The following is a 22,348-nucleotide window of genomic DNA, read 5'->3' as shown; positions in this document are numbered from 1 at the left end:
GATAGCAATGGCCGGCGGCCCTAATAAGCGCTCATGTCAATTTGGGATCGCCTCGGCGACTTCATCAACCGCGTTTCATCTTCAGCCACGTCCGGTGTAGCCGATGTGGTCGAGGCCGTGCGCACGGTTTTCTCCGGTGACGCCGATCTGCGCCGGCGCGTCGCCTTCTCTGTGGCAATGATTGCGCTGTCAGCCAAGATGGCCAAGGCCGATGGCATCGTCACCCAGGACGAGGTTCGCGCGTTCCAGGAAATATTTGAGGTGCCGCGAGAACAGACCCGCAATGTGGCGCGGCTTTACGATCTGGCCAAGCGCGACGTCGCCGGGTTCGAGACCTATGCCGAGAGTATGGCGCAGATGTGCGGCTCGGGCCATTCGAACTGCGTCATGCTGGAAGACATACTCGACGGTCTGTTCCACATCGCCAAGGCGGACGGGCTGGTGCATGAGCGCGAAGGCGTTTTCCTGCACCGTATTGCCGAGATTTTTCGCATCGACGAGGTGCACTACGAAGCCATCCTGGCCAGGCACGTCAATCTCGGGGCCGGCGATCCCTATATCGTGCTCGGCATTGAGCGCGGCAAGCCGTTCGAGGAGGTCAGGAAGCGGTACCGCAAGCTGGTCTCCGACAATCATCCGGACCGCCTGATCGCGCGCGGCCTGCCGCAGGAATTCATCAAGATTGCAACGACCAGGGTCGCGGCTATCAACGCGGCCTATGAAATGATCGAGCGGGGCCTCAGGCACGCATGACCGGCTTCTCGCCCGACGAGCCAAGCGCGGAGGTCAGGGTATCGCCGAATTTCGGCCCGCGGCGCGAAACGCTCAGGCCCGACATGATCGTGCTGCACTATACCGGCATGGCGACGGGTGCTGCCGCGGAAGCCTGGTTGTGCAACCCCAAAAGCGAAGTCTCGTCGCACTACCTCGTCCATGAGGATGGCCGCATCATCCAGATGGTGCGAGAAAGCGACCGCGCCTGGCATGCCGGTGCAAGTTCCTGGTTCGGTCGTCGCGACATCAACTCCTGTTCGGTCGGCATCGAAATCGTCAATCCCGGCCATTCGCTCGGCTATTCGGCCTTTCCCAAGCGGCAGGTGGAAGCGGTGATCGGGCTTTGCCTTGGTATCATCGAACGCCATTCCATTACGGCGCAAAGGGTGCTTGCCCATTCCGACATCGCGCCGGGGCGCAAGATCGACCCGGGCGAGAAATTCCCCTGGAATGCGCTGTTTGCGGCCGGGGTCGGCCATCTCGTGCCTGCGGCGCCGGTCCGGCGCGGCGCGGTGCTGAAAGCCGGCGATACCGGCGCCGAGGTCGAGGCACTGCAGTCGATGCTGGCGCTCTATGGCTATGGCGTCGAGATATCAGGTGTCTTCGACCGCCAGACCGAAATCGTCGTCGAAGCTTTTCAGCGGCATTTCCGACCACGCCTGGTGGATGGGGTCGCCGACGGCTCTACGTCTAGCACGCTGCAAAGCCTGCTGACTTCCCTTAGGTCAGTTGCGTCTAAATAGTCTTTTCCTGATATTCAAGTTACAGCCTGTCACTGAAAGTGAATTGCCTCGCCTTGTTCGACACAAATTCCGCCCTCAAAGGCAGTTCGTGCAAGTTATCGGACCTCCAGCCCCCCGGATGCTCCGATATTGATTAGGCGTTGCTGCGTGAGATCTTCGCGCGGCCAAACAGAACAGGACCACATGCAGAAATTGACCGTTGTAACGGCAGCTATTGCTGCCGGCGTAATGACTTTTGCCTTCAGCACGGCCGATGCCGCACCACTGAGCCAGAGGGCAGACCAGGGCTTCATCGCCGCACCCGCCAAAGCCACCATGACGAAGGCAAACCCAAAAACAAAAAGGGCAACCACCGCGAAAGTGCGCAAAGCAGCCGTGGTGAAAGCCAGAAAAGCAACGGCCAAGAGGCATTTTAAGCGCAACAGGAAGAGCGTCGACCTGACGACGACCGCATCGATCCGCCCAAGCACCGCTGCGGAGTCGACTGCGGCAGCCGCGCTTGGCGGCCAGTATTCGGCGATCATTGCCCGCTATGCCGCGGCCGAAGGCGTGCCGGTGTCGCTGGCCCAGGCGGTCATCAAGATCGAGAGCAACTACCGGCCGAACATCGTCGGCAGCGCGGGTGAAATCGGCCTGATGCAGATCAAGCCGGCAACAGCGCGGATGATGGGATATAGCGGCTCCGCCAAGGGTCTGTTCGATCCCAACACCAACATCAAATACGGCATGAAGTACCTTGCCATGGCGCGCAATCTCGGCGGCGGCACCACCTGCGGCACGATCCTGAAATACAATGCCGGCCATGCCGCGACGCGGATGAACCCGGTGTCGGCGGCGTATTGCGGCAAGGTCAAGGTGCAGTTGGCGGCATTGGGATCGCCGGCATAAGTCTGCTTTTTCATTTGCGTTTTGGAACGTGAACCCCTTTATACGCTCTGCCAGCTGGCCGGGCGGCCGCACCCGCAAAGCCGAAAGGCTGCGGGTGAGGAAAGTCCGGGCTCCATGGAGACACGGTGCCGGTTAATGGCCGGCGGGGGCGACCCCAGGGAAAGTGCCACAGAAAGCAAACCGCCACGATTTATCGGGGCAAGGGTGAAAGGGTGGGGTAAGAGCCCACCGCGCGACTGGCAACAGGAGCGGCACGGTAAACCCCACCGGGAGCAAGACCGAATAGGGACGGTGCGAGGGGAAACCTTCGAGGGCTGTTTCCGGCTCACCGTCCGGGTAGGTTGCGTGAGGCGCATGGCAACATGCGCCCAAGACGAATGGCCGCCACGTTCTCGCCCCGAAAGGGGCGAGGGCCATACAAAACCCGGCTTACAGGCCAGCTGGCAATTTCTCCCCATATCGCGATTAATCCTTTGGGATCAGCAGTCTGCGCCTTCGGGCGCAGCTGACGATTCAGGTGCTTGAGCGATTGAATCAAGTACGCATGCTGGGGTCGAGACAAACGCATCCTTGAAGCTGGTACGATTTAATCGTACCATGATTGTCATGGTTTGATCAGGAGCGCATCATGGGTCACGTCGACAAACGCAGCATCACGCTTTCGCCGGAACTGGCGGCGGCGGTCGACGATGTCGTGGCCGCCGGCGAATATGCCTCGGCCAGCGAAGTCATCCGTGATGCGCTGCGGCAATGGAAAGACCGCCGCGATCTTCTCGGCTACACGGTCGAGGAATTGCGCAGGCTGGTTCAGGAGGGGATCGACAGCGGACCGGCGGTGGACGGCCAGCCCTTCATGGACCGGCTGCGAGCCAAATATCAGAGGATGTCGGAAGCTGCAGGCTCGGAAGAGTGAAATATCGGCTGCTTCCTCAGGCGATATCAGATGTCGAAGGCATCGGTGACTACATTGCGGAACATAGCCCAAAGGGAGCCATGCGCCTTGTGGACGCTTTGGAGAGGCGCTGGACACTGCTCACCTTGCACCCGTTCTCAGGTGCGCCGCGCGATGATATCGCGCCCGGCATTCGTCATCTGATCGTCGGCGAATATGTCACTCTGTATCGCATGGGCGAAGACGCGATCGAGATCGTCCGCGTTTTGCACGGCAGGCGCGATATTGGCGCCGACGACTTGGTGACCTAACCGCCAGCTCAGATGCCGATGTTGTCCAGCGATGCCTCGATCGCCTGCCAGAGTTCTTCCACCGGCTCGCAGCCCACCGACAGGCGCACGAAGCCGGGCGGAACCGAATCTCCTCGCTTGGCCCGCCGCTCGGCGGAGGTGTGGACACCCCCGAACGACGTTGCCGCCTGCATCAGCGTGCAGTTGTTGATGAAATCCTCGGCCTTTTCCTGGGAGAGGAGTTCGAAGGACATGAGGAAGCCGAAGCGCTCCATCTGCGCCCGGGCGAGGTTGTGCGACGGGTCGCCCTCCAGCCCGGGGTAGCGCAAGCCGCTAACGGCGCGATGGTTTTTCAGGCGCTTCGCGATCACCTCGGCAGAAGAACACATGCGGTCGAAGCGTACCTCCAGCGTCTCCAGGCCGCGATGCACCAGCCAAGCCTCGAACGGGCCGGGAATGCCGCCCGCGGTCTCGCGCCAGCCGGTGACGTCCGCGATGATGTCTGGATTGCGGCTGGCGACATGGCCGAACAGCACGTCGGAATGCCCGTTGGCCGCCTTGGTGTCGGCAGCAACGACGATGTCGGCGCCGAGATCGAGCGGGCGCTGGCCGAACGGCGTCATCGTGGTGTTGTCGACGACGACGATCGCGCCCGCTTGGTGCGCGGCCTCGGCGACCGCTGTGATGTCGCAAATGTCCAATCGCGGATTCGACGGGGTTTCAACGTAGACAAGGCGGTAGCCGTCAGAGCCGCCATCGAGAAAGGTCGATGTCGGCCGCAGATCATAGGCGACGCCGAAGGGCTTGAGGAAACGGTCGGCCAGCGCGCGTGTGGCATGGTAGCCGTCCGAAGGCAAAAGCACGCGATCGCCGGATTTCAACAGGCCGAAAAACACCGCCGAGATTGCCGCCATTCCGGATGGGAAGCCGACGCATGGCGCGTCTTCCAGATGCGCCAGCATGTGCTCGACCGCATCCCAGGTGGCGTTGCTGTAACGGCCGTACTGACTGTAGCCGGCGCCGTCGCCCGGGTTGTGGAAAATAGCGGCCATGGTCAGCGGCAATGGGATGGGGTCGCCTTTGGCAAGTCCGTCGCGACGCAGATGGGCAAGGGAGGCCGCGCGGGACCTGGCTGTTTCGGACATGGATTTCTGACCTTGTTGCTCAGCGAAAAGACTGACGACGCTATTCGCGGCAGTGATGCGCGGCAAGCCGCTTCCGCTTGGGCCAGCCCGCTCTAAACGGTTCGTTAGGCTTAATGGGAGATAAAGACGGGAGTGTTGTCAGAGCTGCTCTCATCGGTTGTGGCGCGCGCGTTTGTGAAGCCTGTTCCCGTTGACGCCCATAGTGCCCCATGATATCCCATTTCGATACCAAAGCCTTCGTTCCGCGTCAGGGTAAAGCGTACGCCAATCGGGCAGCCGCGGCGGCTGTGCGTTTGCGGGGTTTTGCCGCTGGGACCGAAGCGGATTTTCGGCAGGGGACGCGCTTCGGCGCGGACGAAAACATGGAGAGGGGTGCGGCGGCGGAAGCGGCTGCAGCGTGTCATGGACCGGTTTCTGTCAAGCGCGGTGAACAGGATCGATGCGAAGGGGCGGGTCTCCGTTCCGGCGCATTTCCGCGCTGTCGTGCAGAAACGCGGCTATTCGGAGCTCTACGCGCTGCGCGGACTGGACGTGCCTGCGATGGACGTCGGCGGCCTCGATCTGCTCGACCGCTACGAACAGCGCATCGCGCTGGAAGACCCTTTTTTGCAGACGGCGGACGATATGTCGTTCTTCTGCCATGGCGACGGGACGTTCCTGAAGCTCGATCAGGATGGCCGCATCACGATGAGCGAATTCATCCGCGAGCATACGGGCATCACGAGCGAAGTGGCCTTTGTCGGCCGCGGCAATTTCTTTCAAGTTTGGGAACCCGGGCGGCTTGCCGCCTATGGGGCGCAGGCGCGCGCCAGGCTTTTGCAGCTTCGGCAAGGGACGAAGGCTCACGAGGGCAAGGCTGGGGAGCGACCGGAATGATGGCGGATCACGGCGATGATCTCAGCGCCGTTGGCGGACCGGTCCGCCACATTCCGGTCCTCCTCGCCGAAGTGCTGGAGGCGCTCTCGCCCAGAGAAGGCGATGTGATCGTCGACGGCACGTTTGGCGCCGGCGGCTACACCAAGGCGATCCTGGCGAGCGGCGCCTCGGTGGTGGCGATCGATCGCGATCCCGATGCGATTGCCGCCGGACGCGGCCTGGAACAGCAATCCGGCGGCAGGCTGAGGCTGGTGCAGGCGCCGTTCTCGACGCTGGACGAGCAGGTCGAAAGCGCCGACGGCGTGGTGCTCGACATCGGCATTTCCTCCATGCAGGTCGACCAGCCCGAGCGCGGCTTTTCATTCCGCACGGACGGGCCGCTCGACATGCGCATGGCGCAGGCGGGCTTGAGTGCTGCCGACGTCGTCAATTCGTTCAAGATAGGCGACCTTGCCCGCATCTTCGGCTTCCTCGGCGAAGAGCGGAATGCCGGCCGCATCGCCCGCATGATCGAGTCACGGCGCGAAAAACGTCCGTTCGAGCGCACGCTCGATCTCGCCGACGCTATCGAAACGCATATCGGCCGCGCGCCGAAGGACAAGATTCATCCGGCCACCCGCGTCTTCCAGGCGTTGCGCATTTTCGTCAATGACGAGCTGGGCGAATTGGCCAAGGCTCTGGTGGCGTCCGAGCGGGTATTGAAGCCTGGCGGGCGGCTTGCCGTGGTGACGTTCCACTCGCTGGAGGACCGCATCGTCAAGCGCTTCATCGCCGACCGCGCCGACGTCGCCACCGGCTCACGTCATTTGCCTGAGGCGCACGCGCGCACCGCGACCTTCCGCAAGGCTGGTGGCGGCGTGACGGCAGGCGATGCCGAGGTCGCTGCCAATCCGCGGGCGCGCTCGGCCAGGCTGCGTACCGCCATCCGCACCGAGGCGCCAGCGCGCGCCGGTGATCTCACCATTTTCGGACTTCCAAAACTTCCCGGCATCCAGGCGCCGCGAGAGAGGTGAATACGTGTTTCGAACCAGCGACATAGTCCTGATCGCCGTCATGGTCTCGGCCGCGGCCCTAACCTACAAGGCCAAGCGCGAGGCCGAGGAACAGCTGGCTTCGGTGCAGAAGATCGAGGCGCAGATCCGCTATGAGGAGGACACGATCGACCTGCTCAAGGCCGACTGGAGCCTGCTGACCCAGCCGTCGCGCCTGCAGAAGCTGGCTGAAATCTACAAAGCGCAGCTCGCACTCGAGCCGGTCAATGCGCGGCAGATCGTCGGGCTCGACGACCTGCCGGCAAAACCGCTCAACATCGAGGACTTGTCGTCGCAACGGCTTGGCGGCATGGCCGACAATTCCGGCAAAGGACCAGCCGATAAGGATCCCGTGGTCACCGGAGCCATCGTCCAATGATCGCTGGATTTCCAATGCGCGCCAAACTTCCGTCGGTCGGCAAATTGCTGAAGCGCCGCGCACGGACCGGCGAGGACGGCTCCATCGTGGTCGAAGGCGCGCGCAAGGCGACCGGCGGCAAGGCCAAGACCCGCATCGTGATGACGATGGCGGTGTTCTTCGGCATCTATTCGACCATCGCCGGGCGGCTGGTCTATCTCGGTTTCCAGTCCCCCGACATGTCGAATGGGCCGCAAAGCCGGGTGACGGCGTCGCGTCCCGACATCGTCGACCGCAACGGCGAGGTGCTGGCGACCGACATCAAGACGGCATCGCTATTTGCCGAGCCGCGCCGCATCGTCGATGCCGACGAGGCGATCGAAAAGCTGTCGACCATTCTGCCAGATATCGACCCCGAGCAGACCTATCACAAGCTGAAGAGCGGCGCCGGCTTCGTCTGGCTGCAGCGGCAGCTGACGCCCAAGCAGCAGGCCGACATCATGCAGCTCGGCATTCCCGGAATCGGCTTTCGCACCGAAAAGCGCCGCTTCTATCCGGCCGGCGTGACCTCGTCCTACATTGTCGGCCTCACCAACATCGACAATCAGGGCATCTCCGGCATGGAGAAATACATTGACGAGCAGGGCTTAAGCGACCTGCAGGCCTCAGGCCTTGCGATCGCCAGGGATCTGAAGCCGGTTCAGCTGTCGATCGACCTGCGCGTCCAGCATGTGGTGCGCGACGAGATTGCCGCCGGCCTCGAGCGCTATCGCGCCATGGGCGCCGGCGCCGTCGTGCTCAACATCAAGACCGGCGAAGTGGTGGCGATGGCCTCGGTGCCGGATTTCGATCCGAACAATCCCTTCAATGCGCAGGACAAGGACCGCCTGAACCGCATGTCGGCCGGCCTCTACGAGATGGGCTCGACCTTCAAGAGCTTTACCTCGGCCATGGCGCTCGATTCCGGCAAGGCGAACATGAACAGCCGTTTCGACGCCTCGCATCCGATCCGGGTCGGCCATCAGGCCATTCACGATTTCCACGGCAAGAACCGCGTGCTGTCATTGCCGGAGGTGTTCCTTTACTCCTCCAACATCGGATCGGCGCGTGAGGCCGAAATGGTCGGCATCGAGGGGCACCGCGAATTCCTGCATCGCCTTGGCCTTCTGGACAGGATGCAGACCGAACTGCCTGAGGTCGCGCGCCCGACCGAACCGAAGGTCTGGAAGCAGGTCAACTCCTTCACCATCGCCTTCGGCCATGGCGTGTCGACGACGCCGCTGCAGGCGGCCGTCGGCTGCGCGGCGCTGATGCAGGGCTACCTGATCCCGCCGACTTTCCTGGTCCGCAGCGAGCAGGATGCCATGGCGGTGGCCAAGAGAGTGGTCAGCGAAAAGACTGTGGAGGGCATGCGCTACCTCTATACGCTCAATGCCGAGAAGGGCTCGGCCAGAAACGCCAGGGCCCCCGGCTACCGCGTTGGCGGCAAGACCGGAACCGCCGAGAAGGTGATCAATGGCCGCTACTCGAAGGAACTGAATTTCAACACCTTCGTCGCTGCCTTCCCGATGGACGATCCGCAATATCTGGTGTTTACGATCGCTGACGCTCCGCACCCGGAAAAGCCCGGGATGACCGACGTCGCCGCCAACAATGCGGGTGTCATGGCCGGAAACATCATCAGGCGGGCAGCCGCCATGCTTGGCGTGAAGCCAGATTTCAGCCATGAAAATGGCGCAACGCTGGTTTCCTATCAGTGATTCTTAGGGCGCGCCGGCAACTGCGCGCCATTTTGTTGAGATAAACGGGGTTCGATGCACCTGAGAGATTTAGCCGGTATCCTGCCTGTCGAGGGAACATCTTCCCGCGATGTGGAGGTAACCGGGATTTCGTCGGATTCCCGCACGGTCAAGACCGGCGTGGTCTTTTTCGCGCTCGCCGGCAGCAAGGCGGATGGTTCGGCCTATGCCGCCGATGTGGCAAAGCGCGGCGCAGCGGCGGTTGTCGTGGGCAAGGCCGGCGCCATTTCCGGTCTGTCCGTCCCGGTGCTCAGCGTCGACGACCCACGCCTGGCGCTGGCGCTGAGCGCGGCACGTTTCTTCGGCAGCCAGCCGGAGACCATGGTCGCGGTTACCGGCACCGCAGGCAAGACCTCGGTCGCCGCCTTCACCAGGCAGATCTGGGAGCAGGCCGGCTTTGCCGCCGCGTCCATTGGCACCACCGGCGTGGTGGCGCCGGGCCGCAACGATTACGGTTCGTTGACCACACCCGATCCAGTGGCTTTGCACCAGTTGCTCAAGGAATTGGCGGAGGCCGGCGTCACACACGCCTCGATGGAGGCTTCCAGCCATGGTCTCGACCAGCGCCGTCTCGATGGCGTCAAGCTCGCCGCGGGCGGTTTCACCAATCTCGGCCGCGACCATATGGACTATCATCCGACGGTCGAGGACTACCATCGCGCCAAATTGCGCCTGTTCGACACGCTGCTGCCGAAAGGCGCGCCGGCGGTCATCTTTGCCGACGATCCGTGGTCGGCGCCGACCATCCAGGCTGCGCAGGCCGCGGGGCTCAATGTGCTGACTGTCGGCCGCCATGGCGATTTCCTGCGCCTGAAGCGGGTCGAGCACGAGCGCCACCGCCAGCGCGCCGAGGTCGAAGCTGACGGCGTGCTCTACGAGATCGACCTGCCGCTCGCCGGCGACTTCCAGATCGCCAATGCCCTGGTTTCGGCCGGGCTGGCCATTTCCACCGGAACGCCGGTCGCCAAAGCTTTGATGGCGTTGGAGAAACTTCAGGGGGCACCGGGACGGCTCGACCTTGTCGGCGCCACCGCCAATGGCGCGCCCGTCTATGTCGACTATGCCCACAAGCCGGATGCGCTGGAAAATGTGCTGGCCGCCGTGCGCCCGTTCACCACCGGCCGCGTCATCGTCGTGTTCGGCTGCGGCGGCGACCGCGACCGGGGCAAGCGGCCGATCATGGGCGGAATCGCCACGCGGCTCGCCGACGTCGTCATCGTCACCGACGACAATCCGCGCTCGGAAGTGCCGGAAACGATCCGTGCCGCGATCCTGGCAGCCGCACCCGGCGCCATCGAAATCGGCGACCGCCGCAAGGCGATCCACGAAGCGGTCGCCATGCTGAAAGCGGGCGATACGCTGATCGTTGCAGGCAAGGGCCATGAAGAGGGCCAGACCATCGGCGCCGAGACTTTTCCGTTCTCCGACCACGAGGAAGTCCGGTCGGCGCTGCGGGAGCGGGCCGCATGAGCGTGCTCTGGACTTCCGAGGCGCTGGTCGACGCCATGGGCGGTCGGCCGCTCGGGCCGATGCCGGAGGGAATTTCGGGGATCTCGATCGACAGCCGCAGCCTGCAGCCGGGCGACGCCTTCTTCGCCATCAAGGGCGAGGCGATGGACGGCCATGACTTCGCGACCGCGGCGATCAAGGCCGGCGCCGGCGTGCTGGTCGTTGCTGAGGGCAAGTTGCCGTCGCTCGGGCGGCTGACGGCGCCGATGATCGTCGTGCAGGATGTGCTTGCCGCACTCGAAAAACTGGGCGTCGCCGCACGCGCCCGGTCCAATGCAAAGATCATCGCGGTGACAGGATCGGCCGGCAAGACCACCACCAAGGAGGCGCTGCGCCATGTGCTGTCGGCCGTCGGCACGGTGCATGCCTCGGCGCAGTCCTTCAACAATCATTGGGGCGTGCCGCTGACGCTGGCGCGCATGCCCGGCGATTGCGACTATGCGGTGTTCGAGATCGGCATGAACCATCCGGGCGAGATCCGGCCGCTGGTCAAGATGGTCCGGCCACATGTGGCCATCGTCACGATGATTGCCGCGGCGCATCTCGGCTTCTTTAGAAATCTCGACGAGATCGCCAAGGCCAAGGCTGAGATTTTCGAAGGCATCGAGCCCGGCGGTGCGGCCTTGCTCAACCGCGACGATGCGCGCTGGAAGCTGCTAGACAAGATGGCGCGGGCCGCCGGCGTCGAACATGTCTTTGGCTTCGGCGAGAATACACGGTCGACCTACAAGCTGACCAAATGCGAGCTGCATGCCGATCATTCCGATATCACCGCCAGGATCGGCGGTCAGGATGTCGTTGCCCGGATCGGCGCGCCCGGCCGCCACATGGTGCAGAATGTGCTCGCCGTTCTTGGCGCGGCGCATCTCGTTGAAGCTGACATCGCAAAGGTGGCGGAAGCGCTGGCCGATCTCTCCGCCGAACGCGGCCGTGGCAAGCGCCATATGCTTCGCCACCCCAAGGGACCGATCACACTGATCGACGAGAGCTACAACGCCAATCCGGCCTCGATGGCTGCTGCCATGGCGCTGCTCAACGCGACGCCTGTCACGGGCGAGGGCCGGCGCATCGCCGTGCTCGGCGACATGCTCGAGCTCGGCGACCATTCGGCCAAGCTCCATGCAGCCCTTGCCGAGTTGATCGTCGGCACCGGCACAAACACGGTCTTTCTCGGCGGTCCGGAAATGCGGGCGCTGGCAGACATCCTGCCCGACGAGATCAAAACGGAATACCGCGCCGGCGCCGAGGAATTGAAGCCGCTGCTGTTGTCGGCGCTGAAGGCCGGCGACGTGGTGATGATCAAATCGTCGAAAGGCATCGGCTTTTCAAAGCTGGTCGAGGCCTTGCTCGGCAAATATCCGGCGGAAGCCGCAGGCACGAAACAGAACTAGTCCGGGGAACGGAATCGTATGTTTACATTGCTCGTCGATTTTGCGGACAAGGTCTCGGTCTTCAATGTCTTCCGCTACATAACTTTCCGCACCGGCGGTGCGCTGATCACCTCGGCGCTGATCGTCTTCATCTTCGGGCCGACCATCATCAATTCGCTTAGGCTGCGGCAAGGCAAGGGCCAGCCGATCCGCGCCGATGGCCCGCAGACGCATTTCAAGAAGGCCGGCACGCCGACGATGGGCGGGCTGATGATCCTGTGCGGCATCGTCGGCTCGTCGCTTCTATGGGCGAACCTCTCCTCGATCTATGTCTGGGTGGTGCTCTTGGTGACGCTGGGCTTCGGTTCGATCGGCTTTTACGACGACTATCTCAAGGTAACCAAGGAGTCGCATCTCGGCTTTTCCGGCAAGGCGCGGCTGGCGTTGGAATTCGTCATCGCCGGCATCGCCGCCTGGGCGATCATGCATAATGGCCAGGCGCCGTTCTCGTCGTCGCTGACCTTCCCCTTCGCCAAGGAATTCATCATCAATCTCGGCTGGTTCTTCGTGCCGTTCTCCTGCTTCGTCATTGTCGGCGCCGGCAATGCGGTGAATTTGACCGATGGCCTCGACGGGCTGGCGATCGTGCCGATCATGATTGCGGCGGCATCCTTTGGCGTCATCGCCTACCTCTCCGGCAATGCGGTGTTCGCCGAATATCTGCAGATCCATTTCGTGCCCGGCACCGGCGAGCTGGCTGTCGTGCTTGGCGCCGTCATCGGCGCCGGCCTCGGCTTCCTCTGGTTCAACGCCCCGCCGGCGGCGATCTTCATGGGCGACACCGGTTCGCTGGCCATGGGTGGCCTGATCGGTACGGTCGCGGTCGCCACCAAGCACGAGATCGTGCTGGTCATCGTCGGCGGATTGTTCGTCGTGGAAATCCTGTCGGTCATCATCCAGGTCGGCTACTTCAAGATGACCGGCAAGCGCGTCTTCCTGATGGCGCCTATCCATCATCATTTCGAAAAGCTCGGCTGGACCGAAAGCCAGGTGGTGATCCGCTTCTGGATCATCGCCGTCATCCTGGCGCTGGTCGGCCTGTCGACCCTCAAGCTGAGATAGGAACCCGCTTGATCCCCGCCGCATCCTTTTCGGGCAAACGCGTTTCGCTCTTCGGGCTCGGTGGCTCGGGGATCGCCACGGCGCGCGCGCTGATCGAGGGCGGCGCCGACGTGCTTGCCTGGGACGACAATCCCGATAGCGTCGCCAAGGCTGCTGACCAAGGCATTGCGACCGCCGATCTGCGCGGCGCCGACTGGTCGAAATTCTCGGCCTTCGTGCTCTCGCCCGGCGTGCCGCTGACGCATCCCAAGCCGCACTGGACGGTGGAGTTGGCGCGTGGCTCCGGCGTCGAGGTGATCGGCGATATCGAATTGTTCTGCCGCGAGCGGATTGCGCGCGCGCCTGATGCGCCGTTCATCGCTATCACCGGCACCAACGGCAAGTCGACGACCACGGCGCTGACCGCGCATATCCTCAAATCGGCAGGGCGCGACACGCAGATGGGCGGCAATATCGGCCGGGCCATCATGACGCTCGATCCACCGCAGGCTGACCGGGACTATGTCGTCGAGTGTTCGTCCTACCAGATCGATCTCGCGCCCTCGATCAACCCGACGGCCGGCATCCTGCTCAACCTGACGCCCGACCATCTCGACCGCCACGGCACTATGCAGCATTACGCTTCGATCAAGGAGCGGCTGGTTGCCGGCAGCGAGACGGCGATCGTCGGCGTTGACGATTCCTGGTGCGCGCAGATCGCCGACCGGCTGGAGAGGGCGGGCCGACAGGTGATCCGCATCTCCAAGCGGCTGCCGCTGACCGACGGTTATTTCGCCGATGGCTCCGATCTGATGGAAGCCGTGCATGGCCGTTACAGCCGCGTCGCCTTCCTCGAAGGCATCGGTTCGTTGCGCGGCCAGCACAATGCGCAGAACGCGCTTGCCGCCGTCGCCGCCTGCCTCAGGGTCGGCTTGAGCCTCGGCGAGATCCAGGCGGGACTGGAAAGCTTTCCCGGGTTGGCGCATCGCATGGAGCAGGTCGGCCGCAAGGATCATGTGCTGTTCGTCAACGATTCCAAGGCGACCAATGCCGATGCGGCGGCACCGGCGCTGTCGAGTTTTTCGCGCATTTACTGGATCGCCGGCGGACTGCCCAAGGAAGGCGGGATCGAGCCGCTGCGCGGTTTCTTCCCGCGCATCGCCAAGGCCTATCTGATCGGCGAGGCGGCGCCCGCGTTCTCGGCGACGCTCGGCGAAGCCGTGCCCTATGAAATCTCGGGCACCCTGGCCGCCGCGGTCGACCATGCCGCGAAAGACGCGGCCAAGGATGACAGCGGCGAGGCCGTGGTGCTGCTGTCGCCGGCCTGCGCCAGTTTCGACCAGTTCAAGAATTTCGAAGTTCGCGGCGAAGCCTTCAGGCAAGCTGCGAATGCTATCGAGGGCGTGAAACCCATCGGAGGGGCACGATAATGCAAAGCCGTCTCGACAAAAGCCCGGTTGCAACCTGGTGGTGGACGATCGATCGCTGGTTCCTGGCGGCGTTCCTGTCGCTGATGGGGCTTGGCATCGTCTTGTCCTTTGCGGCAAGCCCGGCGGTGGCCGAACGCATCGGCCTCGACAGTTTCCACTTTGCCACCAGGCAGATCATCTTCACCGTGCCGGCCCTCGGCGTGATGCTGGCGGTGTCCTTCCTGGAATCGCGGCAGATCCGGCGCATGGCGCTGATCATCCTGGGCATCATGCTGGTGCTGATGGTGGCCGTGCTCTACATTGGCGTCGAGGTGAAGGGCGCGCGGCGCTGGGTGTCGTTTGTCGGCATGTCGATCCAGCCGTCGGAATTCCTGAAACCCGCTTTCGTCATCGTCTGCGCCTGGCTGTTCGCCGAACACAAGCGCCAGCCCGACATTCCGGGCAATTTGTTTGCCATGCTGCTACTGATCCTGGTCATCTCGCTTCTGGTGGCGCAGCCCGATCTCGGCCAGACCATGCTGGTGACCGGCACCTGGGGCGTCATGTTCTTCATGGCCGGCCTGCCCTGGCTATGGATCATCGCGCTTGGCGCCACCGGCGCCGGCGGCCTGTTTGCCGCTTATACGGTGTTCCCGCACGTCGCCGCCCGCATCGACAAATTCCTGACCGGCGAAGGCGACACGTTCCAGGTCGACATGGGCCGCGAGGCGCTGATCAACGGCCACTGGTTCGGCGTCGGCCCGGGCGAGGGCACGGTCAAGCGCGTCATCCCCGACGCGCATGCCGACTTCGTGTTTTCGGTCGCCGGCGAAGAGTTCGGGCTGATCATGTGCTTCTTCATCATGTCGATCTTCGCCTTCATCGTGCTGCGCGGGTTGAGCACGGCATTGAAGGAACATGATGATTTCACCCGCTACGCCGTCGGCGGTCTCGTCACCGTGTTCGGCCTGCAGTCGGTCATCAACATGTGCGTCAACCTGCAACTGATGCCGGCCAAGGGCATGACGCTGCCTTTCATCTCCTATGGCGGCTCCTCGCAGATCGCCATTGCCATCTCGATGGGCATGGTGCTGGCGCTGACGCGCAAGCGACCGGAAAAGCGCAAGCAGATGGGCTTTGCCCTGTCGCAGCGCGCCCTGCCGGCGGAGTGATATGGCGCGGGGTGTCATCCTTCTCGCGGCTGGCGGAACCGGTGGACATCTGTTTCCGGCCGAGGCGCTGGCGCATGAGCTGATCGAGCGCGGCTGGGGCGTGCATCTGGCGACGGACGACCGCGCCGAGCGCTTTGCCGGCCATTTCCCGGCCGCCGCCATCCATCCGATCCAGTCGGCGACGATGGGCTCGAAAAACCCTGTCGCGCTGCTTGGCGCGTTCTGGAAGATCTGGCGCGGCGTGCGCCAGGCCTCCGCCGTCATCGCCAGGATCAAGCCTGATGCGGTCGTCGGCTTTGGCGGTTATCCGACCTTGCCACCGCTCTATGCCGCGACGCGGCGCAAGCTGCCGACGCTGATCCATGAGCAGAACGCAGTGATGGGCCGCGCCAACCGGGCGCTGTCCGGGCGCGTCGATGCCATTGCCGGCGGCTTCCTGCCGCAAGATGAAAGTGCCACAGGCGCCAAGACGGTGACGACAGGCAATCCGGTCAGGCCGCCAATCCTGGAGGCGGCCAAGACGCCCTACACCGCATCCAAAGGGGCGGATCCGTTCAGGCTCCTGGTGTTCGGCGGCAGCCAGGGCGCGCAGTTCTTTTCCGACGCCATGCCGACGGCGATCGCACTTCTGCCGGAGGCGCAGCGCAAGCGGCTGGTGATCACCCAGCAGGCCCGCGCCGACGACGTGGCGCGGGTGAAGGCTGGCTATGCGGCACTCGGCGTCCATGTCGAGGTCTCGCCCTTCTTCACCGATATGGCACAGCGCATGGGCGCGGCGCATCTGGTGATCTCGCGCTCCGGCGCCTCGACGGTTTCGGAGATCGCCGTCATCGGCCGGCCGGCGCTGCTGGTGCCTTATCCCTATGCGCTGGATCACGACCAGGCGGCGAACGCAGCCGCCCTTGCCGCGGCGGGCGGCGGCGAGGTGCATCCGCAATCGTCACTGTCGCCGGAGCGCATCGCGGCTCTCATTGGCGGGCTGATGGACACTCCCGAGCGGCTGACGGCCATGGCTGCCGGAGCGAAGTCGGCTGGCCGGCCGAACGCGGCACGGTTGCTCGCTGATCTCACAGAGGCTATTGCGTCCAGAAAAACCGTTTCGGATTTCAGGAAAGGGACGCATTGATGAAGATGCCGCAGACCATCGGCCTTGTGCATTTCATCGGCATTGGCGGCATCGGCATGAGCGGCATCGCCGAGGTTCTGCACAATCTCGGCTACAAGGTGCAGGGTTCGGACCAGGCCGACAGCGCCAATGTCCAGCGGCTGCGCGACAAGGGCATCGAATGCTTTGTCGGCCACAAGGCCGAGAATATCGGCGCGGCCGAAGTGGTGGTCGTCTCCACCGCGATCAAGAAATCCAATCCCGAGCTGAAGGCCGCGCGCGAAAAACTGCTGCCGATCGTGCGCCGGGCCGAGATGCTGGCCGAACTGATGCGCTTCCGCCAGGCGGTCGCGATCGGTGGCACGCATGGCAAGACCACAACCACGTCGATGGTGGCGACGCTGCTCGATGCCGGCGGGCTCGACCCGACGGTGATCAATGGCGGCATCATCAATGCCTATGGCACCAATGCCCGTATGGGCGATGGCGAGTGGATGGTGGTCGAAGCCGACGAAAGCGACGGCACCTTCCTCAAGCTGCCGGCCGAGATCGCCGTCGTCACCAACATCGATCCCGAGCATCTCGACCATTATGGCAGTTTCGACAAGGTGCGCGAGGCGTTCCGGCAATTCGTCGAGAACGTGCCGTTCTACGGCTTTGGCGTGATGTGCACCGACCATCCCGAGGTGCAGGCGTTGGTCAGCCGCATCGAGGACCGCCGCGTCATCACCTATGGCGAGAACGCGCAGGCCGATGTGCGTTTCACCAACCACCGCATGGCCGGTGCCGTCTCGGCATTCGACGTGGTGATCCGCGACCGCAAGACCGGCGGCCAGACGACGATATCTGATCTGCGGCTGCCGATGCCCGGCCGCCACAACGTCTCCAACGCCACCGCCGCAATCGCGGTCGCGCATGAACTCGGCCTGTCGGCCGAAGCGATCAAGAAAGGGCTGTCGTCCTTTGCCGGCGTCAAGCGGCGCTTCACCCACACCGGCTCGTGGAACGGCGTCGACATCTTCGACGATTACGGCCACCACCCGGTCGAGATCACGGCGGTGTTGAAAGCGGCGCGCAGTGCCACCAAGGGCCGCGTCATCGCAATTGCGCAGCCGCACCGCTTCACTCGGCTGCACGATCTGTTCGACGAATTTTCGGTCTGTTTCAACGATGCCGACACGGTGATGGTGGCGCCGGTCTATGCGGCGGGCGAGGAGCCGATCGACGGCGTGACCTCGGAGGCGCTGGTGTCGCGCATCCGCTCCGGGGGCCATCGCGATGCGCGCTACGTCGAAACCCCTGCCGCGATTTCGCCCGTCATCCGCGCGTTGGCGAAACCGGGCGACTTCGTCATCTTCCTGGGCGCCGGCAACATCACCCAATGGGCCTATGCGCTGCCTGGGGAACTCGGCGGTACCGTCTCATGATGCGCGGCCAGGACCTGCTCGACAAACTTGGCGACCGGCTTGCCGGCCTGCGCGGCCGCATCACGCCCAATGCCGAGATGGACAAGATCACATGGTTCCGCGCCGGCGGTCTGGCGGACGCCCTGTTCCAGCCGGCCGACGAGGAGGATCTGGCTGCCTTCCTGCGCGCCGTGCCGGAGGACATCCCGCTCACCATCGTCGGTGTCGGCTCCAACCTCCTGGTGCGTGACGGCGGCATTCCGGGTTTCGTCATCCGGCTTTCGGCCAAGGGTTTTGGCGAGGCCGAGGTGGTTTCGCCGACCGTCATCAAGGCCGGTGCTGCGACGCCCGACAAGCGCGTCGCGGCCGTCGCTTATGAGGCCGGCATTGGCGGCTTTCATTTCTATCACGGCATTCCCGGCGCCATCGGCGGGGCGCTGAGGATGAATGCCGGCGCCAATGGCGTCGAGACGCGGGAACGTGTCGTCGAGGTGCGGGCGCTCGACCGCAAGGGCAATCTCCACACCCTCAGCAATGACGACATGGGCTATGCCTATCGTCACTCGGCCGCACCTGCCGGGCTGATCTTCACCTCCGCCGTTTTCGAAGGTGTTCTGGAAGACCCGGAGGCGATCAAGGCGGCCATGGACGCCGTCCAGACGCATCGCGAGACGGTGCAGCCGATCCGCGAGAAGACCGGCGGCTCGACCTTCAAGAATCCGGAAGGCACCTCGGCCTGGAAGGAAATCGACAAGGCCGGCTGCCGCGGGCTGATGATCGGCGGCGCGCAGATGTCGCCGATGCACTGCAACTTCATGATCAACACCGGAACAGCGACCGGATACGACCTCGAATATCTCGGCGAGACGGTGCGCGCCCGCGTGCTTGAAAATTCAGGCATCCGCCTGCAGTGGGAAATCAAGCGGCTCGGCAATTTCCGCCCCGGCCATGCCGTGCAGGAATTCCTCGGACAGCTTCTTTAGCGCAAGCTGAAGTTCATGTGATGCTTGAACTTCAAACGGTCTGAAACAACAGCGCCACCGTTGCTCCAAAGACTCACAACACGCTTTTTCCGGCCGTTTTCGCGGAAAGTGAATCTGTCGGAATCATAAGCACTTGCCAGCGAATCAACTCTCTGATTCTCTGCCTTAAAGCGTTTCCTGATTTGAGTCGTTCGACGCGTCGACCGCGTTTTCCGTCTGGGGGGCAACCTGCCGGGAGACTCGGACTCAATCTGGTCGCTGAATGCGTGGTTGCGGGCCCGCCGTGAGAGGGATGACGGGATATGAAGAACAAGCATGTGGCTGTCCTCCTGGGCGGATTCTCGTCCGAGCGGCCCGTGTCTCTGTCTTCGGGAAAGGCGTGTGCGGATGCGCTTGAGAATGAAGGCTACCAGGTTACCCGCGTCGATGTTGCGCGCGATGTCGGCGCCGTGCTCACCGAACTCAAGCCCGATGTCGTCTTCAACGCACTGCACGGCCCGTTCGGTGAAGACGGCACCATCCAGGGCATCCTCGAATATCTGGCCATTCCCTACACCCATTCGGGCGTGCTCGCCTCGGCGCTCGCCATGAACAAGGAGCAAGCCAAGAAGGTCGCCAAGGCTGCCGGCATCGCGGTGGCGGAATCGAAGGTTGCCAGCCGCTTTGCCATCCAGAACAAGCATCCGATGAAGCCGCCCTACGTGGTCAAGCCGGTCAATGAAGGCTCAAGCTTCGGCGTCGTCATCGTGCATGAAGGGCAGTCGCATCCGCCGCAGGTCATCGGCTCGTCCGAATGGAAATATGGCGAGGCCGTCATGGTCGAGCGCTACATCCATGGGCGCGAGCTGACCTGCGCCGTCATGGGCGACGTGGCGCTCGGCGTCTGCGAGATCATTCCGACCGGCCATTCCTTCTACGACTATGATTCAAAATACGTCGCCGGCGGATCAAAACACGAAATCCCTGCTAAAATTTCATCAAATATTTACCAAAAAATACAGACACTGGCGCTCAAGGCACATCTGGCTATCGGCTGCCGGGGCGTTTCCCGATCGGACTTCCGCTATGACGACCGTCACTCCGAAAACGGCGAGATTGTCTGGCTCGAGATCAACACTCAGCCGGGCATGACGCCGACGTCTTTGGTGCCTGAAATCGCCGCCCAGGCCGGGCACTCGTTTGGCGAATTGTTGAGTTGGATGGTGGAGGACGCTTCGTGTCTGCGTTGAAATGGGGACAGGACAAGGGCAGGGGCGGCGCCGGGCCGGCGCTGTTCGGCATGCCGTTGTCGTTCGACCATTTCGTGCTGCCGCGCGTGCTGCGCCGGCCGGTGCGCGTGCTGGCGCGCCTGGGCGGCGGCGACTTCGTCGCGCCGCGCTTTTCCGCGGCCATCCTGTCGGCTTCGCTCATTGCATCAAGCAGCCTCTATGGCGCCATTCTCGGCGGTCATGCCGACGACATCGTCCAGAGCATCACCGCCCGGACCGGCTTTGCCGTCGACCAGATCAAGGTGGTCGGCAACCGCCAGACTTCGGAGATCGACATACTGGACCGGCTCGAGCTCGACGGCTGGACGTCACTGATCGGCTTCGATGCCGAGGCCGCGCGTGAACGTATTGATACCTTGCCCTGGGTCGAAGTGGCGGCGGTGCGCAAGGTCTATCCACATACGCTGGAAGTGCGTGTCGAGGAGCGCGAGCCCTTCGCGCTCTGGCAGCAGGGCGCGGAGCTTTCGGTCATCGAACGCTCCGGCGCGGTGATCGCGCCGTTCTCCGGCGGCAAGCAGGCGCTGCTGCCGCTGATCATCGGCACCGGCGCACCGGCCAAGGCGCCCGACTTCGTGGCCAAGATCAACAAATTTCCCGAGCTCGCGGCTCGGGTCAAAGGCTATATCCGCATCGGCGAACGGCGCTGGGATCTTAAGCTGGAAAACGGCATCACGATCAAGCTGCCCGAGGATGGCGAGGATCAGGCGATCGCCGATCTGGTTCGGATGGACCACGACAACGGGCTTCTGACGCGGGACATCGCCGCCGTCGACATGCGCATCTCCGATCGCCTGGTGGTGCAGCTGACGCCGGAAGCGGCGACGCAGCGCCAGGCCGCGCTCAATGAAAAGCCGCAAAATCTGATGCGCAAGTCGGGGACGAAGATATGAGCTGGCTTGGCGGCAACAGCGATGCCTCTTCGCGGCGTTCCGGCACGCTCACCGTGCTGGATGTCGGCTCGAGCAAGGTTTGCTGCGTGGTGGCGAAACTGAAGCCGCGCGAGGACGGCAAGCTGTTGCGCGGCCGCTCGCACCGCATCCAGGTGATCGGCATCGGCCACCAGAAATCGCAAGGCGTGAAGTCGGGCGTGGTCGTCGATCTCGACCGCGCGGAGCACGCCATTCGCCTGTCCGTCGACGCAGCCGAACGCATGGCGGGACTGACCGTGGATTCGCTGATCGTCAACATGACGGCCGGCCGGCTGAAGAGCGAAACCTATTCGGCCACCATCAATCTCGGTGGCCATCAGGCCGACGAAGCCGACATCAAGCGCGTGCTTGCCGCCGGCGCCAAGCAGGCCCTCAAGGCCGAACGCGACGTGATCCATTCGCTGCCCGTCGGCTTTTCGCTGGACGCCGAGCGCGGCGTGCGCGATCCGCGCGGCATGGTCGGCGACCAACTCGGCGTCGATATGCATGTACTGACGGGCGATGCCGCGCCGCTGCGCAATCTGGAGCTCTGCATCAACCGCTCGCATCTTTCGGTCGAGCGCATGGTGGCGACGCCCTATGCCAGCGGGCTTGCGGCCCTGGTCGACGACGAACTGGAAATGGGCGCGGCCTGCATCGACATGGGCGGCGGCACGACGACCATCTCGGTGTTTTCGGAAGGCAAATTCGTCCACGCCGATGCCATTGCCATCGGCGGCAATCATGTGACGCTCGATATGGCCAAGGGCCTGTCGACCTCGCTCGACGCCGCCGAGCGGCTGAAGGTGATGCATGGTTCGGCGCTGCCCGGCAGTGCCGACGATCGCGACCTGGTCTCGATCCAGCCGATCGGCGAAGACGGCGAGATGCCGCTGCAGATCCCGCGCTCGGTGATGACGCGCGTCATCCGCGCCCGCATCGACGAGACACTGGAACTGTTGCGCGACCGGCTGAACAAGTCGGGCTACGGCAATGCCGTGGGAAAACGCGTCGTGCTGACCGGCGGCGCCAGCCAGCTTGCGGGTCTCCCCGAGGCGGCGCGCCGCATTCTGGGACGCAATGTGCGCATCGGACGCCCGCTCGGCGTGGCGGGCCTGCCGGAAGCTGCCAAGGGGCCGGCCTTCTCGACGGCGGTCGGGCTTCTGATCTATCCGCAGATGGCGAGCTTCGAGAGCCATCCGGCGAAAGGAATTTCCGGTCTCAGGATGACCGGGACGGGCGGAAAACTGCATCGCATGAGTCAGTGGTTGAGAGACAGTTTCTAATTGACGGGGACAGCCCCATAGGCGGCCGCGGCGGC

Annotated in this window: 21 protein-coding genes and 1 other RNA gene; 21 read left to right on the top strand and 1 reads right to left on the bottom strand. The window is 63.6% G+C overall.

From position 1 onward, the window contains the following. Window positions 1–33: 33 nt before the first annotated feature. The 6 genes from NKJ76_RS14990 (at window position 34) to NKJ76_RS14965 (ending at window position 3,608) form a co-directional block, all read left to right on the top strand. A complete protein-coding gene (locus NKJ76_RS14990; RefSeq protein ID WP_023739868.1) occupies window positions 34–753 on the top strand; it encodes a J domain-containing protein in 720 nt (239 codons plus the stop codon). Next, window positions 750–1,517, top strand: coding sequence for an N-acetylmuramoyl-L-alanine amidase (locus tag NKJ76_RS14985; protein WP_352537758.1), 768 nt, complete (start codon window positions 750–752; stop codon window positions 1,515–1,517). Before NKJ76_RS14990 ends, NKJ76_RS14985 begins: the two co-directional genes overlap by 4 nt. A 183-nt stretch (window positions 1,518–1,700) precedes the next feature. Continuing rightward, window positions 1,701–2,405 carry a lytic transglycosylase domain-containing protein gene (locus NKJ76_RS14980; protein ID WP_352537757.1) on the top strand — a complete coding sequence of 235 codons (705 nt, stop codon included), beginning with the start codon at window positions 1,701–1,703 and terminating at the stop codon, window positions 2,403–2,405. Window positions 2,406–2,455: 50 nt separating this feature from the next. Beyond that, window positions 2,456–2,853: RNase P RNA component class A (gene rnpB / locus NKJ76_RS14975), an RNA gene on the top strand. Between the two features lie 180 nt (window positions 2,854–3,033). Continuing rightward, the gene (locus tag NKJ76_RS14970) at window positions 3,034–3,318 is read left to right on the top strand and encodes a type II toxin-antitoxin system ParD family antitoxin (protein ID WP_023688026.1); all 285 of its coding nucleotides are present in this window, start codon (window positions 3,034–3,036) and stop codon (window positions 3,316–3,318) included. Continuing rightward, window positions 3,315–3,608, top strand: coding sequence for a type II toxin-antitoxin system RelE/ParE family toxin (locus tag NKJ76_RS14965; protein WP_023668265.1), 294 nt, complete (start codon window positions 3,315–3,317; stop codon window positions 3,606–3,608). Before NKJ76_RS14970 ends, NKJ76_RS14965 begins: the two co-directional genes overlap by 4 nt. Window positions 3,609–3,616: 8 nt before the next feature. Here the strand turns inward: NKJ76_RS14965 and NKJ76_RS14960 are convergent, their stop codons facing one another. Then, on the bottom strand, window positions 3,617–4,732 hold the full coding sequence (locus NKJ76_RS14960; RefSeq protein WP_352537756.1) for a cystathionine gamma-lyase: 1,116 nt from the start codon (window positions 4,730–4,732) through the stop codon (window positions 3,617–3,619). Window positions 4,733–5,134: 402 nt separating this feature from the next. On the opposite strand from NKJ76_RS14960, the gene mraZ reads away from it, so the two are divergent. The 15 genes from mraZ to ftsA all read left to right on the top strand — a co-directional run bounded on the left by mraZ (window position 5,135) and on the right by ftsA (window position 22,313). Further along, complete coding sequence (gene mraZ, locus NKJ76_RS14955; RefSeq protein WP_352537755.1) at window positions 5,135–5,608, top strand: division/cell wall cluster transcriptional repressor MraZ; 474 nt, start codon at window positions 5,135–5,137, stop codon at window positions 5,606–5,608. Further along, complete coding sequence (gene rsmH, locus NKJ76_RS14950) at window positions 5,605–6,621, top strand: 16S rRNA (cytosine(1402)-N(4))-methyltransferase RsmH (protein WP_352537754.1); 1,017 nt, start codon at window positions 5,605–5,607, stop codon at window positions 6,619–6,621. Before mraZ ends, rsmH begins: the two co-directional genes overlap by 4 nt. 4 nt (window positions 6,622–6,625) lie before the next feature. Next, window positions 6,626–7,018: a cell division protein FtsL gene (gene ftsL, locus NKJ76_RS14945; protein WP_023668269.1), complete on the top strand. Its 393-nt coding sequence runs from the start codon at window positions 6,626–6,628 to the stop codon at window positions 7,016–7,018. Between the two features lie 14 nt (window positions 7,019–7,032). Continuing rightward, window positions 7,033–8,757 carry a peptidoglycan D,D-transpeptidase FtsI family protein gene (locus NKJ76_RS14940; protein ID WP_023668270.1) on the top strand — a complete coding sequence of 575 codons (1,725 nt, stop codon included), beginning with the start codon at window positions 7,033–7,035 and terminating at the stop codon, window positions 8,755–8,757. 54 nt (window positions 8,758–8,811) lie between these two features. After that, on the top strand, window positions 8,812–10,266 hold the full coding sequence (locus NKJ76_RS14935) for a UDP-N-acetylmuramoyl-L-alanyl-D-glutamate--2,6-diaminopimelate ligase (protein WP_352537753.1): 1,455 nt from the start codon (window positions 8,812–8,814) through the stop codon (window positions 10,264–10,266). Next, on the top strand, window positions 10,263–11,696 hold the full coding sequence (locus tag NKJ76_RS14930; protein WP_352537752.1) for a UDP-N-acetylmuramoylalanyl-D-glutamyl-2,6-diaminopimelate--D-alanyl-D-alanine ligase: 1,434 nt from the start codon (window positions 10,263–10,265) through the stop codon (window positions 11,694–11,696). Before NKJ76_RS14935 ends, NKJ76_RS14930 begins: the two co-directional genes overlap by 4 nt. A gap of 18 nt (window positions 11,697–11,714) precedes the next feature. Next, window positions 11,715–12,797 (top strand): phospho-N-acetylmuramoyl-pentapeptide-transferase, encoded by a 1,083-nt coding sequence (gene mraY, locus NKJ76_RS14925; RefSeq protein ID WP_023682138.1) that lies wholly within the window; start codon window positions 11,715–11,717, stop codon window positions 12,795–12,797. An 8-nt stretch (window positions 12,798–12,805) separates the two neighbouring features. Continuing rightward, entirely contained in the window at window positions 12,806–14,206 is a 1,401-nt protein-coding gene (gene murD / locus NKJ76_RS14920) for a UDP-N-acetylmuramoyl-L-alanine--D-glutamate ligase (protein ID WP_352537751.1), read from the top strand. Continuing rightward, the gene (gene ftsW / locus NKJ76_RS14915; protein ID WP_023668275.1) at window positions 14,206–15,357 is read left to right on the top strand and encodes a putative lipid II flippase FtsW; all 1,152 of its coding nucleotides are present in this window, start codon (window positions 14,206–14,208) and stop codon (window positions 15,355–15,357) included. Before murD ends, ftsW begins: the two co-directional genes overlap by 1 nt. Before the next feature lies 1 nt (window position 15,358). Then, window positions 15,359–16,483, top strand: a complete 1,125-nt coding sequence (gene murG, locus NKJ76_RS14910; RefSeq protein ID WP_023668276.1) for an undecaprenyldiphospho-muramoylpentapeptide beta-N-acetylglucosaminyltransferase — start codon at window positions 15,359–15,361, stop codon at window positions 16,481–16,483. Continuing rightward, the gene (gene murC / locus NKJ76_RS14905; protein WP_023668277.1) at window positions 16,483–17,889 is read left to right on the top strand and encodes a UDP-N-acetylmuramate--L-alanine ligase; all 1,407 of its coding nucleotides are present in this window, start codon (window positions 16,483–16,485) and stop codon (window positions 17,887–17,889) included. The genes murG and murC overlap by 1 nt, the downstream gene beginning before the upstream one ends. Then, on the top strand, window positions 17,886–18,851 hold the full coding sequence (gene murB / locus NKJ76_RS14900; protein WP_031197918.1) for a UDP-N-acetylmuramate dehydrogenase: 966 nt from the start codon (window positions 17,886–17,888) through the stop codon (window positions 18,849–18,851). The genes murC and murB overlap by 4 nt, the downstream gene beginning before the upstream one ends. A 302-nt stretch (window positions 18,852–19,153) precedes the next feature. Beyond that, the gene (locus tag NKJ76_RS14895) at window positions 19,154–20,080 is read left to right on the top strand and encodes a D-alanine--D-alanine ligase (protein ID WP_352537750.1); all 927 of its coding nucleotides are present in this window, start codon (window positions 19,154–19,156) and stop codon (window positions 20,078–20,080) included. Further along, window positions 20,068–21,009: a cell division protein FtsQ/DivIB gene (locus NKJ76_RS14890; RefSeq protein ID WP_352537749.1), complete on the top strand. Its 942-nt coding sequence runs from the start codon at window positions 20,068–20,070 to the stop codon at window positions 21,007–21,009. Before NKJ76_RS14895 ends, NKJ76_RS14890 begins: the two co-directional genes overlap by 13 nt. Then, entirely contained in the window at window positions 21,006–22,313 is a 1,308-nt protein-coding gene (gene ftsA / locus NKJ76_RS14885; RefSeq protein WP_023688034.1) for a cell division protein FtsA, read from the top strand. The genes NKJ76_RS14890 and ftsA overlap by 4 nt, the downstream gene beginning before the upstream one ends. The last annotated feature ends 35 nt before the right edge of the window (window positions 22,314–22,348 follow it).

Origin of the sequence: Mesorhizobium sp. M0029, from assembly GCF_040323735.1 — a bacterium.
In the GTDB taxonomy this organism is placed as follows: Bacteria; Pseudomonadota; Alphaproteobacteria; order Rhizobiales; family Rhizobiaceae; genus Mesorhizobium.
The sequence above is the reverse complement of the archived record's forward strand: the minus strand, read 5'-3'. Positions and strand labels throughout refer to the sequence as shown.

Excerpts from the sequence above, each read along its gene's own strand:
- NKJ76_RS14980 (WP_352537757.1), top strand. The coding sequence starts at position 1,701 with ATGCAGAAATTGACCGTTGTAACGGCAGCTATTGCTGCCGGCGTAATG.
- rsmH (WP_352537754.1), top strand. The coding sequence starts at position 5,605 with ATGATGGCGGATCACGGCGATGATCTCAGCGCCGTTGGCGGACCGGTC.
- NKJ76_RS14985 (WP_352537758.1), top strand. The coding sequence starts at position 750 with ATGACCGGCTTCTCGCCCGACGAGCCAAGCGCGGAGGTCAGGGTATCG.
- NKJ76_RS14960 (WP_352537756.1), bottom strand. The coding sequence starts at position 4,732 with ATGTCCGAAACAGCCAGGTCCCGCGCGGCCTCCCTTGCCCATCTGCGT.
- NKJ76_RS14895 (WP_352537750.1), top strand. The coding sequence starts at position 19,154 with ATGAAGAACAAGCATGTGGCTGTCCTCCTGGGCGGATTCTCGTCCGAG.
- NKJ76_RS14990 (WP_023739868.1), top strand. The coding sequence starts at position 34 with ATGTCAATTTGGGATCGCCTCGGCGACTTCATCAACCGCGTTTCATCT.
- NKJ76_RS14970 (WP_023688026.1), top strand. The coding sequence starts at position 3,034 with ATGGGTCACGTCGACAAACGCAGCATCACGCTTTCGCCGGAACTGGCG.
- ftsA (WP_023688034.1), top strand. The coding sequence starts at position 21,006 with ATGAGCTGGCTTGGCGGCAACAGCGATGCCTCTTCGCGGCGTTCCGGC.
- mraZ (WP_352537755.1), top strand. The coding sequence starts at position 5,135 with ATGGACCGGTTTCTGTCAAGCGCGGTGAACAGGATCGATGCGAAGGGG.
- NKJ76_RS14935 (WP_352537753.1), top strand. The coding sequence starts at position 8,812 with ATGCACCTGAGAGATTTAGCCGGTATCCTGCCTGTCGAGGGAACATCT.
- ftsW (WP_023668275.1), top strand. The coding sequence starts at position 14,206 with ATGCAAAGCCGTCTCGACAAAAGCCCGGTTGCAACCTGGTGGTGGACG.
- murG (WP_023668276.1), top strand. The coding sequence starts at position 15,359 with ATGGCGCGGGGTGTCATCCTTCTCGCGGCTGGCGGAACCGGTGGACAT.
- murB (WP_031197918.1), top strand. The coding sequence starts at position 17,886 with ATGATGCGCGGCCAGGACCTGCTCGACAAACTTGGCGACCGGCTTGCC.
- NKJ76_RS14940 (WP_023668270.1), top strand. The coding sequence starts at position 7,033 with ATGCGCGCCAAACTTCCGTCGGTCGGCAAATTGCTGAAGCGCCGCGCA.
- NKJ76_RS14930 (WP_352537752.1), top strand. The coding sequence starts at position 10,263 with ATGAGCGTGCTCTGGACTTCCGAGGCGCTGGTCGACGCCATGGGCGGT.
- mraY (WP_023682138.1), top strand. The coding sequence starts at position 11,715 with ATGTTTACATTGCTCGTCGATTTTGCGGACAAGGTCTCGGTCTTCAAT.
- murC (WP_023668277.1), top strand. The coding sequence starts at position 16,483 with ATGAAGATGCCGCAGACCATCGGCCTTGTGCATTTCATCGGCATTGGC.